Source organism: Weissella thailandensis (assembly GCF_001932615.1).
GTDB classification, from domain to species: Bacteria; Bacillota; Bacilli; order Lactobacillales; family Lactobacillaceae; genus Weissella; species Weissella thailandensis.
Genome location: NZ_CP014332.1, coordinates 1,005,115 through 1,018,866, shown reverse-complemented (window position 1 = coordinate 1,018,866; position 13,752 = coordinate 1,005,115). Strand labels below are relative to the sequence as shown.

Annotated in this window: 15 protein-coding genes; 2 read left to right on the top strand and 13 right to left on the bottom strand. The window is 38.5% G+C overall.

The annotated features are described in order from the left end of the window. Window positions 1–320: 320 nt before the first annotated feature. From FOL01_RS04955 to FOL01_RS04905, 11 genes are all read right to left on the bottom strand, one after another. Window positions 321–2,177 carry a hypothetical protein gene (locus tag FOL01_RS04955; RefSeq protein ID WP_075269629.1) on the bottom strand — a complete coding sequence of 619 codons (1,857 nt, stop codon included), beginning with the start codon at window positions 2,175–2,177 and terminating at the stop codon, window positions 321–323. Between the two features lie 32 nt (window positions 2,178–2,209). After that, window positions 2,210–2,584 carry a hypothetical protein gene (locus FOL01_RS04950; RefSeq protein WP_075269628.1) on the bottom strand — a complete coding sequence of 125 codons (375 nt, stop codon included), beginning with the start codon at window positions 2,582–2,584 and terminating at the stop codon, window positions 2,210–2,212. Window positions 2,585–2,884: 300 nt separating this feature from the next. Beyond that, window positions 2,885–3,175, bottom strand: coding sequence for a hypothetical protein (locus FOL01_RS04945; RefSeq protein ID WP_075269627.1), 291 nt, complete (start codon window positions 3,173–3,175; stop codon window positions 2,885–2,887). Between the two features lie 25 nt (window positions 3,176–3,200). After that, window positions 3,201–3,788: a hypothetical protein gene (locus FOL01_RS04940; protein ID WP_075269626.1), complete on the bottom strand. Its 588-nt coding sequence runs from the start codon at window positions 3,786–3,788 to the stop codon at window positions 3,201–3,203. Continuing rightward, window positions 3,772–4,359: a hypothetical protein gene (locus tag FOL01_RS04935; protein WP_075269625.1), complete on the bottom strand. Its 588-nt coding sequence runs from the start codon at window positions 4,357–4,359 to the stop codon at window positions 3,772–3,774. The genes FOL01_RS04940 and FOL01_RS04935 overlap by 17 nt, the downstream gene beginning before the upstream one ends. Window positions 4,360–4,362: 3 nt before the next feature. After that, complete coding sequence (locus FOL01_RS04930; RefSeq protein WP_075269624.1) at window positions 4,363–4,770, bottom strand: thioredoxin family protein; 408 nt, start codon at window positions 4,768–4,770, stop codon at window positions 4,363–4,365. A gap of 11 nt (window positions 4,771–4,781) precedes the next feature. Then, entirely contained in the window at window positions 4,782–6,074 is a 1,293-nt protein-coding gene (locus FOL01_RS04925; protein ID WP_075269623.1) for a phage tail tip lysozyme, read from the bottom strand. Window positions 6,075–6,077: 3 nt separating this feature from the next. After that, a complete protein-coding gene (locus FOL01_RS04920; protein ID WP_075269622.1) occupies window positions 6,078–6,332 on the bottom strand; it encodes a hypothetical protein in 255 nt (84 codons plus the stop codon). A 1-nt stretch (window position 6,333) separates the two neighbouring features. Continuing rightward, a complete protein-coding gene (locus FOL01_RS04915; RefSeq protein WP_075269621.1) occupies window positions 6,334–8,286 on the bottom strand; it encodes a putative type IV secretion/conjugal transfer ATPase in 1,953 nt (650 codons plus the stop codon). 19 nt (window positions 8,287–8,305) lie between these two features. After that, window positions 8,306–8,950 carry a hypothetical protein gene (locus FOL01_RS04910; protein WP_075269620.1) on the bottom strand — a complete coding sequence of 215 codons (645 nt, stop codon included), beginning with the start codon at window positions 8,948–8,950 and terminating at the stop codon, window positions 8,306–8,308. Continuing rightward, window positions 8,951–9,289: a hypothetical protein gene (locus tag FOL01_RS04905; RefSeq protein WP_075269619.1), complete on the bottom strand. Its 339-nt coding sequence runs from the start codon at window positions 9,287–9,289 to the stop codon at window positions 8,951–8,953. It lies immediately after the preceding gene. A gap of 332 nt (window positions 9,290–9,621) precedes the next feature. Here FOL01_RS04905 and FOL01_RS04900 point away from each other — a divergent pair, with 332 nt between their 5' ends. Further along, window positions 9,622–10,419 carry a ParA family protein gene (locus tag FOL01_RS04900; protein WP_075269618.1) on the top strand — a complete coding sequence of 266 codons (798 nt, stop codon included), beginning with the start codon at window positions 9,622–9,624 and terminating at the stop codon, window positions 10,417–10,419. A 2-nt stretch (window positions 10,420–10,421) separates the two neighbouring features. Next, window positions 10,422–10,697, top strand: coding sequence for a hypothetical protein (locus tag FOL01_RS04895; protein WP_075269617.1), 276 nt, complete (start codon window positions 10,422–10,424; stop codon window positions 10,695–10,697). Between the two features lie 128 nt (window positions 10,698–10,825). Here FOL01_RS04895 and FOL01_RS04890 read toward each other — a convergent pair whose 3' ends face one another. Both FOL01_RS04890 and FOL01_RS04885 read right to left on the bottom strand, forming a co-directional pair. Further along, a complete protein-coding gene (locus tag FOL01_RS04890) occupies window positions 10,826–11,344 on the bottom strand; it encodes a hypothetical protein (protein WP_075269616.1) in 519 nt (172 codons plus the stop codon). A gap of 47 nt (window positions 11,345–11,391) precedes the next feature. Then, window positions 11,392–13,734, bottom strand: coding sequence for a pLS20_p028 family conjugation system transmembrane protein (locus FOL01_RS04885; RefSeq protein ID WP_075269615.1), 2,343 nt, complete (start codon window positions 13,732–13,734; stop codon window positions 11,392–11,394). Window positions 13,735–13,752: the final 18 nt, after the last annotated feature.

Here is a 13,752-nt window from a genome sequence, read left to right as displayed (position 1 = left end):
CAACCCCTCCCTACTTAATTAAATTATACATGATTACCAACACGGCACATTCTGTGAAGCATTTCTGGACAATCATCTACCTGATCAACTAAAAGTACTCATAGAATATGCCTGAGCACAACCGCTCTTTGGGTAAACAAAAAAGGCCGACATTAGCCGACCAAGAAAGAAACTATTGAAATTTAAAAGCTAATTTACCAGCCCTTAGAATCAGTTTAGCACTAAACTATTTTACAGTCTTGCTTAACTTAAATCCTTTCAGTTCAAAAATATAGATTGGCCTACTTTTATTTTCTTTCATAATCTATATGGTTAACCTATTATTTTCCAACTGATTCGCCTGTATTTTGGTGTCTGAACTTAAATGGATGCAACCACTTATCTAGTTTTGCCTGACGCACTTGTTGTGTCAATCGTTGGTGTTTTTCTAAGTCAATTTGGTCGCTTTTGAGGCGTTGCTCATATTGCTTATTAAGATCAGCAACTTGTTGTTTCATGCGATCCAAATCTTCTTGTGCCGTTTCAGCTCGAAACTGCCACTTTGAAGCATCAGCTTGCAATTGGCCAACCTGTCCTTCCAGGTCAAGCTTCATCTTTTCTAAATGATCACGACGTTCTTCAAGATTAAGCACATTCGCATTTTCTAGCTTGTAGCGTTCTTTTTCCGCTTGTGCTTCATCTGATGCTTGCCGTGTAACTAAAGCCTGTTCATGTTCTTTGATAAAGCTTTGTCGACGTTCTTCTAAGCCATTAGCGAGGCTGCGATAATTGTTAGTCAACAATTCGTTTGCCTCTTTTTGATCAGAGATATTCTCATCAATGACCTTATGACGCTTAAATTCAGCTCGATTATAGCGCAATTGTTGCACTTCTTGCTCGATATATTGCTTTTGTGTCGTAATAATTTGGGCAATCTCGTTTTGGATAATGTGATCACGATCAACCGTTAATTTAACAGTTGTTTTTTCCTTATCACGCTTTAACTGCTTTTCTAATTTCGTTAGCGTTTGTTCATGACGTTGTTCTTCATCCGCAACGGCTTGCTTATAATCAGAATCCAACGCTTGGATAGATTTATCTAAACGTTCGCCATAATCTTTCGTGTGTCGCTGTTTAATCTGGTCTTTAACTGGTGTTTGCCAATCCGTGGCCAATAAGTCATTCAGTGGCTTTGTATCTTCTCGAACATCCGCAACATTTTGCGATAAAGTCTCGCGATAACTATCTGCAACTTTATCCGCTGCTTGCTGAATAAATGTATTAGCTTCAAGGGTTTCTCGTGCCATCATCACATCAACATAATTATCACTTTCTGGGACGACAATTTGTTTAGGGTCAACTGATTTTGTCTTAAAAAATCGTGGTTGTACCTTAAATGCTTTAATTAAATCAGCAATCACGACCGTATTATTTTCAATCACGACATTCTTTTCTGGCGCTGGAACTGGTTGCTTTTCTGACAGATTATTAACAGATTGTTTTGGTGCTGTTTTAGTAGCCGCTTTATGTGCAGTTGGTTGTTTAGCTGGTGCTTTAACCTCAGCAGCAGCCTTTTCTTCAACAGAAGGAATCTCTTTTTTACCCTGTTGATTTTGATCACTCACTTTAACTTCCTTAACAATAAGTCGTTGTGGTAGTAAATCAAACATTTGATTGGTTTCAACAGCATTAACATATTCATCGCTAGATGGTAACTCAGGCATATCGCCATATTTAAAACCAGCAACATCTTGGCTGGCTGCCAAGAACTCTGATAAAGCATCTGCCAACTCGTCATAAGCGATTTGATCGTCCAGGCGCGTACTCTCATCATTTAACACTTGGTTCACGGTTTCAATGACAAAATTTTCCATATTAGCTTTTACTGTGGCATTTTCCCATGTTAAACCTGTTTCAATCAATTTTTTAGGGTTAGCAGGATTAGGTGTTAGAAAAGTAATACTGCCTAGCCTGACCACTTCACCAGTAGTAATCGCAACATCTTGTTGTAACTTTTCTGTCAGCAGCTTCAATTCATCCAGTTGAATATTTGGCCACGTCTGATTCAAATCACCAGTTTCACTAATAATTTGTTGAATGATTGGATTTTCTCGATCCAACTTCGGGTTCCCAAACTGCGCTTGATAAGACAGGTCAGTATGCTTTTTACCTTTTTTCTCCGACTTAAACCAACTCATTTGTTACCTCCTTTCATATATTGTTTAGTCGTTTAGAATGGCCACTGCCAGTTAAAGCCACCACCGGCTCCCGTAACGGTTTGAACAATCCAAGTCACGCCTAATCCCAAGCAAAGAATACCAACAATACTTGCTAATCCAATCATGACTTTCTTTGTACCTGAAGCATGTAGCATTTGGTTACCTGACGCCATCATCGCAATCCCTAAAGCGGCACCAATAGCTCCCAAAACCACTGTTAGAAGAATCAAAAAGGTAATTACCTTCGTACCAGTATTCTTAGCTGTTTCCTCCAAAGCAGCTGCATGGACGATAGTTGCTTGACTATTCACTAATAAAGCTGTTCCCATGGTCACTGCGACTGCTGACAGCCCACGTGTCCGCCATTTATTCTTAATCATTGTCATGTGTTGACCTCCAAAATTTTGTCACTAATCCTAGTGCATCTTTATATTAACTGAAATAATTAGGGCGATGTAAAAACGCCCCACCCCTTTTTTAGACAAAAAATAAGTCCTCACTGGCAGTGCACACAACCCAGTAAGAACTTATTTTTGTAAATCTAATTGCTGATTGCAGTATACCAGTCCGTCAATTTTTAATAAATTTTTCAACTCAACATAATTATACGCAACATTATACTTATAAATATAACTATAATTATAATCATCAGTATACTTATAAGTATGTTTTATAAGTATACATGTTTAACGTACAAATGATTTATAACCATTCTCTACATTAAGCCGTACGTGATGATTGGCCATAATGATCTCTTGTTGCTTATATTTATCAGCTCGACGCAACAACAATTGTAGTTTATTTTGATTGGCATCCAAGTACCTAGATAAGGTACCCAAATTTTTAAAATACTTGACCTGATCAACAATATATTTACCTTGACTAGAAGTTAGCCATAACTTTCGACCAAGTTCTTGCGCAGCTGGACTATTTAAATCTCCTTGACCAGCCGCCATAATCTCTGGTATCCAATTCATATAATCCCCTCTCTATAACCGTCAGTTAATCAAATGAAATCGTACTGTCGATTGCCATCTCAAACACGCCTTGTTGCTTGATCTTTGACAATTTATCAGTCTGGCCATCATAAGTGATTTTAAAAACTTTCACAGTATCTTTGCCTTCTTCATCCTCATAATTAAGTTTTTGTGTTGTATAAACCGTTGCCTCTAATTGGCTATCATTAATCTTAGTTGGTACGATTTGATTCTTCACAAATGTTGATTGCAAGCCCAATTGTTTCGTCTTTTTGTACTTATCATCTTTAAATAGCTTTTTATCATCATAAACTGACTGACTAACCACTTTCTTCGTGCCTTGACGTCGGTGATCATAACCTTGTTGGTTATCATAATTAAAGAAGGCACTCATGAAAGTATCCAGTTTCTTTTCTGTTTGACTATATAAAGGCCGTTGACGTTCAAATTTAGAAATAGCAACTTGAGCTTGTGTCTTTTTTAATTGCGTTTCTTGGTGGACTTGCGCTTGTTTATGTGATGCGCCAGTGTACGCCATGATGCTACCAAATAGAATAGCAAGGGTACTCAAGCCACCACAAATACCGTAAAACCACTTAGTAGATCGTGTCATTGGCGTTCTCATTTTCTTTCACTTCCCCTAATTGAATGGTTTCCACACGGAGTTGTTTCTGATAGGTGGTTAAAGTGACTAAAATCGTAAACTTTTGATTCGAATGACGTGTTTTCACTTTTTTGTCATCTGAAATACCGCTTGCCTCAATTTCAATCTGTCCGTCGCCCACAACTTCACCGGATGCCATTTTATTAAAATGCAACTCATGATTTTTCAATTTTAGTGCACTATTCATGCCTGCCATACCAGTTACAGCCTCGTAAGCATCTTCATTCCCATAGCGTTCATCTGTTTCAGATATGTCACCACTAGCCGTTGCTTTATCTAACGCCCGGTTGAGAAAATCTAACGTCCGTTTTTGATAAGCTTGATCATTGATTAGTTTTTCGTTACTTTGTGCTTGTTGTTTCACCTGTTGTTGCTGACCATTAATTTGTTTAACTTGCTGTTTGGTTGTTTCTTGCCGGTTCACCTGTTGCTGCCGGTAAACGGTTGCCAAAACGGCAAAAGTCACACTCAATATAACAATCAATCCGGCTAAACTTTTCTGCACGGTCTGTCGTTTCATGATTTACTCCTTTGCTGCGTGAATGACTTTCTCTAACTTATTTAAATTATTAATACCAGCCTGACGAACAATTTCTTTACCATCACGTAAGTGGATAGCAGTTGGTACCTCAATAATATTGTACTTTTTATATAGTTCAGAATCTTTAGTATCAACAACTACATATTCATCTGCTTGTCCTTGTTTAATCGCTTGATTGATTTGACGTATAACTTGCTTACAATCCGAACAACCTGTTTTATGAAAAATTAACACCACATCATCATTGGTTTTTTCTTTAGTTTCTAATACCTGTTGTGGTCGTCTCGTGTCATGATACGTATAATTTTGCCACGTCCAGTAACCACCAATAGCCACACCTAAACTGACCAATAAAATGACAATTTCTTTTGCATATTTTTTGACAATCATCTATTTCACCTCTACTTTTTGTCTTTGTCCTCTTGATCAGTTGAAAATGGCCCGGCTGGTATCGTTTGACCTTTAGAAGGAACCGCTTGACGAGGTACTTTTGATAAGTAATCACCACCACTGACTAAACCATCTGATTGTGGCGCAAAGGCTGGTTTCTTCTTATTGACCCCAAAATGAACGTGAACACCAGTTGCTAAACCTGTTTGACCTTGATGCGAGATATGTTGCCCTTTATGAACCGTATCACCTTTGCTAACAACAATGGCACTTTGTGAGGGCGCGTGGCCGTAATAGGTATAGCTCCCATCATTATTTTTAATCACTACATAATTACCACCCGTTGAATCTGAGGTTTTGGCATAGACCTTGCCATCAGTAACGGCATAAACATTACTAGCTTCACCACTTTCTTTAGCCCCAACGGTTTGAAAATCAACACCGTAGTGTGGACTACCACCAGCTCCCTGATAATTAGGATAGCCACCCGTGATATTATATTTCCCTTTAATTGGTAAACCAGAACTGGTTCCTGTTGAAGGTGGGCAATTATTAGGATTTAATGTTGCACCCCCGTTAGCGGTACTAGCATCACCACCCGTTAAATCAGTTAAGCTACCAGAAAAATCTAGTTTAAAAACCGACTTAACTTTTTGTGCAGTGGCCAATGTTTGTGTTTGTTTTCGTTGCGGATCAGAAGCTGTTAGTCCTTCAAAGTTCACATCCCAGGCCTCCAAAGAATGTGATAAATCTGCGTTGTGCATGTGTGATAGGGTGGCTGTATGCGTTGTTTTCAGCTCTTTGATAGCTAAATCAACCTGAGAATCCACATTATCTTTTGTGTCTTTGTAACGATTTCCATTGATACTACCAGCTCCCCATTGCCAAATTCCCTTAACTTGACCACTAGGATTGACGGCTTTGGGATTAAATTGGCTTTCACGTAAACCAACAGCCAATGCGGCAGCGATATTGTCACCACTCATATGTAAATCATTTTTAAATTTATCGGCAGCTTTTTGCATCGCTTTGTGTTTGTCTGACCTACTGTCTTGCCAGTCACCCCCAAAGCCTTCTCCTGATGGTGTCTCATTGTTTTCGGTGTAGCAAACATTGCCATCATCACCACCACCAGATAATAGACTAATAATCACCAGGAAGAAGAAAAATAAACCACCCAATATTAAGATGATTGGCACGATATATTTCGCCCAAACCAACCAACGCACTCCAGTTTTAACCGCTTTAGCTGTTTTAACGACTTGCTGGCCTGATTTCTTTAGGTCGAGTTCCTCCTCATTCATTAACTATCCTCCAATTGCTTGTACTAATAGCAAAATGCCTAAGATTAGGAAAATAATCACCACAGCTATTAATAATCGGATTGTTCGACTGACCACTGTGGGATCACGTTGTGGCCAATCACCGGTCTCTTTATAAGTTTGATAATCGTTTTCGGCCTCAGACCGAATATTTTTTGGCTTATAACGGTCTATTTTCTCTTTGATAGGCTTTGATTGCTTTTCCTCTTGTTGTGGTTCTTGCGCTTGCTTAAACCCCATCCTAAATACCTCCTCCGTACATCTTCAATTCTTCATCTGTTGGTCGGTAAGCCGTGATAAATATTGACTGAAAACCACGTAAAATCAACAAGAATTGACCAACTTGTAGCATTGGTAAAGTATTTAACTGATCAGCAGTTGCATCTGAACTGCTGGTAACACTGGCGTATCTGTTTTTATCATCCTCTGGCAAACGACCGATATGATGATTTTGGAAACGATTAAAGAAGTCAGCCATAGCTCGTGCCTCCTCACTATCTTGTTGTTGACCCGTCGGTAACACGTTCTTTAATCCAGGGAAAATCATAAACAAACCAAAGTAGTTCTTACGTTGCTGCTGCATCATCTTATCTGCAAAGGAGATTCCTAACGGATTGGTATAATTAATCACATCATCTGCCTCATCCTGAATCCACCAAAAGTATTTAGGAGCAGCTGTTCCATCAGCAACCGTTTGTTTATTAAATTCTCCCGCTTGTTCACGCTTTAATTGATGGTACCCATTCATAACAACGTATGAGTTCATCAGCGACATGATACTAAAATATTGCGCCGCATAAACTTTGGCGTCCCATTCTGCCATACCGGAAGTATCAAACATAATTAATTGTTCGTCAGATAGATCCGGCACATTGGTATGACCATTAACTTTAGATACATATTGATTGAGTAGGTTTTTTAAGACCATAATGATATTTTCCAAACGAGAACGGTTGTCTGCTGTAAAATCACGTGAGTTTAAAGCACGGGCTTGTAGATAACTGATAAAGGTTTCCAAGGTTGGATAAGCATTAGCATCTAAACCAATTATTCGTAGTTCTTCGGGGTGATCTTCGGGTGAATATGACCACATTTCTTGATCTTCAATGTAGAATCGTCGCAATTCATCCATAAACAAATTCAGTTCACCAACGTTAGCCTCTGGATTCAACGTAGCATAATATGTTTTGACCTTTTCGACATGTTGCAAAAATGAATTAATCTTATCAATATGTCCGTTTTCGTCTAGGACTGTTCCAAAGACATGAAAAATATTAACGCAGTTTTGTGAGCCATCCATCGTTAGAATCAGGCCACCTAACTGATTAACATGTGGAAAATATCGGCGGGTACGATCAAATAACCAAATCGTGTCACCACGGGCAAATAGTGGATCTAATTGTTGATGCATCCACGTTGATTTCCCTGAACCCGCGTCTCCAATAATCAAGTTATAGGCGGTCGTACGATGCTTACTATCAGAATGACTAGGATCAAAGGTGACTTCACCACCTTGGAAGGTTGTCGCCAAGTTAGCACCACGAGAATCTGCCAAGAATGTTTGGTTAAACGCATATGTACCAGCTAAAGAATAAGCCTTCATTGGAAAACCTTTATCCTTCAAAGCTAAATTTTGTACTTTCATAGCCGGTACAAAGAATTGTCGTAAATGATTGGCCATTTCACCTGCGTAGACCATTGACTTATAGTTACTTAGCCGTTGCCGAAAATCATCTAGTTTTGTTCGCAATTGTTCAATTGTGCGCTCCGTAAACAACACACGGACATATAAACGTTTATAAACTTCTTGCCCATTCAACGCATCATTTAAATCGGCCATATTTTGTTGGTATTCATTACCTGCCAGCATTTTTCGTTGATCATTTTGCCATTTGTCACCTAAGATCGCGTTATTGGCATTTGCAGCGTCTTGTAAGGCTTTTTCGACCTTATCACGACTTTCTGTACCCACCTTCAACATCGTAATGGTGTTATCCGTATCAAGTAAATTACGAAACCACATTTGTTGTTGGACTTCTTTTGGATAATCGTAAATGGTGACAATGGTACCGACACCATTACCAAAATGAATAAAATCTGAATGATAAATTGTTGGACTTGGATTTTGTACTTCCCAAATTAAATCCAAGTCATATCCTTGGTTACGTAACTTTGCAGCGGTACTGCGTTTCATAGGCTCCCCCTTTTAACAGTTATTGGTTAAGTTGTTGTGTTGGATCTTGCAGGATCTTTAACATCGTTTTCTTCTGGCTCAGTGACATCGGCTGTGCTGTAATAGCACGACCACCAGAACTAATAAATATTTCTCTAGCGGTACGAGCTTCTGCCGCTGAATCACCATAAATAAATGCGGTATATGATTGATGTTTGACGTTTTCTGCTACGTTCCGTAAGCTTTCTAATTGGCGATTAACTAATTGATAACGGATTTGTAACTGACGATAACGATGGTTATCAGTAGTGGCGGCCATTTCTTTATCAATAGTTGCACGAGTCGCTAACCAAGCCCGTTGCTGGATCGTTGTTTCAGCTGACATACGAGTGATGATAATATCAAAATCACTCGTGAACGTGTTCAAGAGCAAATGATAATCACGGATAATATTTGAGGCGCCTTCTGAACCCACACCATACACGAAATCTAAATCTTTCCCATAGATGGTAAGCATATCCATATAGCCAGCATCCTTTTTATCTTCACCGGACAACACCAACAAATTATCTTTTCCTTCAAATCGCTTGAAAGGTAATAAATCTAATAGCGAGACTTGCGGCCGTTGTAACTCTGCCAGCTGCTTAACGGATAACTTATTCTTTTTCTTTTGCTTAAATCCCATCTAATCCTCCTTTTCTAGCGGTATACATTTCATAGACCCATGTAAGCTTTGTGAGCTAACTGTTTTTGGCCCACGAACAAAAACTTCATCTAACACTAAACTGTTTGGGTTACTTGGTGCTGGTAGAATTGCGTAGACAGCTGCAAAAATCATCACGCAAACAAAGGCCACTTTAGAAAAAGTTAGCTGGTAGGAAAAAGCTTGCGATAACATGATATAGGTGAATAGAAAGAACCCGCCTAACACTGCCAAACGTTCAAAATTTAAAAATAGAAATCGTGGGGGTTTTTGCCAAATATTGTTACCTGGTGAAAATTCACGATAATTATAGCCGTTCATTTTATATCTCCTTTTTGGTAAGTCCATCGTTGTTCTTTTGATTAACTATGGCTATCGTAACTGAATTTAAAAGGGCAATGTAAAAACGCCCCACCCCTCTTTTAGTCAGTGATAAATAAAAAAGCCAAGCAACTTAAGTCACTTGGGGAATGCGTATATTTATATGTATGTTCAGCAGTATATTGTTAAGTATGTTTAAAAGTATACTATTAAGTATACTTAGTTATTAACCCCGGTGTTATACTATTTATAGTCATTAAGCTAATGTTCCTTTGATTAACTAATGTTTATTTCATTTTGACAAGAATAAAAGAAACAGCGAGGAAAATAAGATGCAAATTATGACGTTTACAGGTTCAAAAGGTGGCGTTGGTAAAACTACCATTATCTTTAATTACGCTGCTTGGTTAGCAAAAAGCAACTATAAAGTCTTACTAATCGACGGTGATTTTCAAGCTAATTTAAGTTCTTCGTATAACTTAATTACCAATGAGCATACTTTGTTAGATGTGTTCATTGATGGTGACCCTGAGATAAGAAACGCAACGAAAAATATTGATTTATTACCCGCTTCACCTAATTTAGATCGTGTGGAAGGTTTAATCCAAACCAAAATGTATCGTGAATATTTACTAATGCAATGGATGAATGCTAACGCTAAAAAAATCCAAAGCTATGATTTTGTTTTAATTGATACCCATCCAGAGTTTGGTTTATTAACGAAAAACATGATTGCAGTCAGTGATATTGTAATCGTGCCACTTGAACCTAGTGAATATGGCTTTCAACAACTAAAAACTCAGTTTGATTTACGCATGGCTGATTATCGAAAAGATAGCGTTGATCCACGCACCGGTGTTAGTGACATTGATGCGAAAGTCTATTTTCTTGGTAATAAAATACAACATAACACAACAGAAAGTCGTGAATTTAGACAAGCGTTAGATAATATGCCTGACGTTATTGCCCAAATTAATGCCCGTGAAATCATGCGAAAGTCGACTGCGCAAAAACAGGCTGTGGTCGATATGCCTGATAGTGAAATTAAAAAATATCCTGGCTTCAAAGAACACTTAATCAATCAATTTACCCAAATGACACAGACTATTCAAAATGAATCGGAGGCTTAACCATGTCATTTAATTCAAAACAAAATCAATCTTCTTCTGAATCACAAATGAAAGATGCTTTTGCCAATAATCCTGTCCGTGACAATCCGGCAGCAAATTTGGTCGCTGGGTTGGACTTAAATCAAAAAAAGGCAACTGAGCGCAAACAATCCGTTTCCATTACAATGTTGCCTAGCATGAAACAAGATCTCGTTAAGTTGGCTAAAAAGAACGGCTACAATGGTTTATCAAGTTTTGCCGTCGATGTTTTCCAAGCACTACTTGACCAAGAAAAATAAAATATTCAGTACACAAAAAGGCATCACGTTGTGTAACGCGGTGCCTTTTTCTATGCGTATATTTATCATTATATTTTTGCATATACTTATAAGTATACGCTTAATTATACGTAATCATATACTTGATATTATCGAATGATCTGAGTGACATTGTCTTGAACATCCGAGTCTTTTTGTGCTTGTTGTGGACTGTTAAAGTACCAATTATAGACATAGTCTGAATCATAACTAGTATCAGAATTAAACTTGCTATTATCAAACAATTCGCTATAAAGTATACCTAATTCACCTTCACCAGCTTGTGTATCAACTAAATGCTTATCATTAAATTGATAATTAGTTCCTAAGTTATTTTTAGCATCTGTACTACCATCTCTATGCGCCTTATTATTTTTAACGTAATCGTATATTAAATAATTTTTTATCTTTTTTTCTAACCAAGTAGTTCTATATAATGTGGCATCATCTTTACGTAAATGCACATAATGACCAGCAGGTGCTTTATCAAATTGTTCATTAATTTCTAATGCTTTAAATTCTTGGTCTGTCAGTGGCTTATTATGCTGATAAATCCCGTAAGACGTCCCACCGGCAACAACGATTAATGCAATAATCGCACCAACTAGCCATTTCAACTTTACACTCATGCAAATCTCCTTGTTACTAATTTATTTCCTAATCCTATTCAACTTTATCATGACTTTTTCGTTCTTTGTTGATTAGTATCTGTTTTGGGATAGGCTTTCTTAAAGTCGTTTTGTAACTCTTTTTGTAACCTAGAATATTGACTCTGTGAATTATTTTGCGATTGTCTCGATTGACTAAATCTTGAATCTTGTGTTACCCCTGGATTTCCAGCAGGCCTTGGATTTGATTGTGGATTAAAGCTTTGATAATTACTATTTGTCGATCTATTACTTGGATTAGCATTTGGAATATCCGTTGACCTATTTGGTTGCTGACTCATTGTGTGCGTTACAGAATTTGTAACTCGATTACCAGTATTACCAACTGCCGTAGGTTGTGTGGTCTTTGGCGAGTTACTTGATGGTCTTGGCTTATTGCTGGTGTTGCTGCTCATTGCCCCAGAAGGATTACCTGACGACGAACCAGGCGTATTCGTTGGAATACTCATACCAACTGGTACTGTACTATTATCGCTTGAACCCGTACTTGGAGACATTGATGATTTAGGTGATTCATTACTCAAAGATGAACCAGCCGTTTGACTAATTGCTTGTGATCCACCATTTTTAGAACTTGCCTGACTACCAGATAGATTACTGCCACTCGTCAATGTTCTACCAGGCTGAATACCTGGATTATGTGCATCCGCTGGTGTTCTAGATCCTGTTTGCTGATTACCAGACTCGTTCACTGCACCTGATTGTCTTGTATCATTGTCATGAATTTCTTGGTTAGCTGATTGATTTGTACTAGTTTTTGGAATACCTGTGGCATTCTTTGATTGATGAGCATCATTATTTGTTGTGGACTTATTACCAGTACCAGATGAGCTGGATTTACCAACTTGTTGTCCAGCACCTGAGTTTGACGAAGTGCTACCTGCTCCTACATCAATTGGATCGGACTTCTTCTGTTTGCCACCTTGGACATCATTTTGAGTATCATCACCACGTTTACGTGCTCGTGCCACCTTATCCTTAATTGATTTGGCACCGTTGACAGTCTTTTCCCCAGCTTTAGTGGCACCACGGCCAACTTTAGCGGCACCATGGAAAGGCGCTGCTACTGCACCTTTAGCGCTACGACCAACACCGGCTACTGCACCTTTAGCGCTACGACCAACACCGGCTACTGCGGCACCAGCGCCAATCAGGCTAGTAACTGTACCTCCATGTCCGGAAGGCGTACCTGTCCAATCATCAAGCAATGCAAATCCTGATAATAAACCTTTTCCAGCGGCTAGCAGTAAGGCAACGCTAACAACTGTATAAGGCCCCCAGGATAGACTTTGGTCATTGATGGCATTCATACCCCATTGCACGAAGGCAAAAAATAAAATAACATTTAGCGGTAACAAAGCAAGGCCTAGAATACTACCTTCCATAAGGTGCAATATTTGCATCGCTTTCTTGCCTTCCATATCACGAAAAGCCAATGCAAGTAGGGTTAGTGAATAATAAGCTAGTCGGAAGAAACGTACGATTAATTCAATGATTGCCAAGAAACCAACAATCGCAAAAACAATCTCAGCAGCAATGATTCCCATCCAATTAACCTTAACTCGTGGATAAGCATCCTCACTTCCTTTTATCCAACCTCCTTTATCCATTTTTTCTGCATCTTCATCACCTTGTTTACTTTCAAATACTTTTCTAGCCTTTGGATTTTTTATGTACTTTTTATCATCATCATCAATCACGCTAGTAAAAATAGATGATTTAACAATCGCATTCGATGAACTGTCTTTGACCGGACTGTAATCGTGGATATGCTTTTCATCAACATTAAAATTGGCTTGTGCCACCTTTTTTAAGTCAACAGAATTATTTTTCCAGACATCCGTTAGAATACTATGGCCACCATTCTGAGCCGTATCCGTATTATCACCTAGAAGGGTTGAGTTCATACTCTTAGCAACCGCAGTACCGCCTGAAATTAACATAGGCACTAAAGCGATAATGATCACAGCGGTGACGATTCCAGCTGGCCATTCCTTACCACGCCTACCGGAAGTTAAATTAAATTGCACTAGTTGAACGGCCATCATGATTGACATAATGATAAGGCCTATCGTGAAAAATAAACCCGTATATTGTACTAATTGATAACCAGTCATATCATTAGCTTCTTTGGCATCTATAAATAAACTGCTAAAATCAACCAATTTCCAGGCAGCGCTCCAAGCTGTTAAAACAGCATTGGCCAGGTCATAGAAAATATCTGCCAGTCCTTGAAACATTGTTTGTAAAACAGACAGAAACATCCGTGATTTTGGTTGTAAATAATCCGCCCACGATTCGTAAAAGGCATTATTCACGCCACCAGCTGGTAGAGTTATTAACCCAAACATCGCTTTTCCTCTCTTTCA

What these genes read in the sequence shown, in the direction of transcription:
- FOL01_RS04955 (WP_075269629.1), bottom strand. Translation starts at nt 2,177, where the DNA reads ATGAGTTGGTTTAAGTCGGAGAAAAAAGGTAAAAAGCATACTGACCTG.
- FOL01_RS04950 (WP_075269628.1), bottom strand. Translation starts at nt 2,584, where the DNA reads ATGACAATGATTAAGAATAAATGGCGGACACGTGGGCTGTCAGCAGTC.
- FOL01_RS04945 (WP_075269627.1), bottom strand. Translation starts at nt 3,175, where the DNA reads ATGAATTGGATACCAGAGATTATGGCGGCTGGTCAAGGAGATTTAAAT.
- FOL01_RS04940 (WP_075269626.1), bottom strand. Translation starts at nt 3,788, where the DNA reads ATGACACGATCTACTAAGTGGTTTTACGGTATTTGTGGTGGCTTGAGT.
- FOL01_RS04935 (WP_075269625.1), bottom strand. Translation starts at nt 4,359, where the DNA reads ATGAAACGACAGACCGTGCAGAAAAGTTTAGCCGGATTGATTGTTATA.
- FOL01_RS04930 (WP_075269624.1), bottom strand. Translation starts at nt 4,770, where the DNA reads ATGATTGTCAAAAAATATGCAAAAGAAATTGTCATTTTATTGGTCAGT.
- FOL01_RS04925 (WP_075269623.1), bottom strand. Translation starts at nt 6,074, where the DNA reads ATGAATGAGGAGGAACTCGACCTAAAGAAATCAGGCCAGCAAGTCGTT.
- FOL01_RS04920 (WP_075269622.1), bottom strand. Translation starts at nt 6,332, where the DNA reads ATGGGGTTTAAGCAAGCGCAAGAACCACAACAAGAGGAAAAGCAATCA.
- FOL01_RS04915 (WP_075269621.1), bottom strand. Translation starts at nt 8,286, where the DNA reads ATGAAACGCAGTACCGCTGCAAAGTTACGTAACCAAGGATATGACTTG.
- FOL01_RS04910 (WP_075269620.1), bottom strand. Translation starts at nt 8,950, where the DNA reads ATGGGATTTAAGCAAAAGAAAAAGAATAAGTTATCCGTTAAGCAGCTG.
- FOL01_RS04905 (WP_075269619.1), bottom strand. Translation starts at nt 9,289, where the DNA reads ATGAACGGCTATAATTATCGTGAATTTTCACCAGGTAACAATATTTGG.
- FOL01_RS04900 (WP_075269618.1), top strand. Translation starts at nt 9,622, where the DNA reads ATGCAAATTATGACGTTTACAGGTTCAAAAGGTGGCGTTGGTAAAACT.
- FOL01_RS04895 (WP_075269617.1), top strand. Translation starts at nt 10,422, where the DNA reads ATGTCATTTAATTCAAAACAAAATCAATCTTCTTCTGAATCACAAATG.
- FOL01_RS04890 (WP_075269616.1), bottom strand. Translation starts at nt 11,344, where the DNA reads ATGAGTGTAAAGTTGAAATGGCTAGTTGGTGCGATTATTGCATTAATC.
- FOL01_RS04885 (WP_075269615.1), bottom strand. Translation starts at nt 13,734, where the DNA reads ATGTTTGGGTTAATAACTCTACCAGCTGGTGGCGTGAATAATGCCTTT.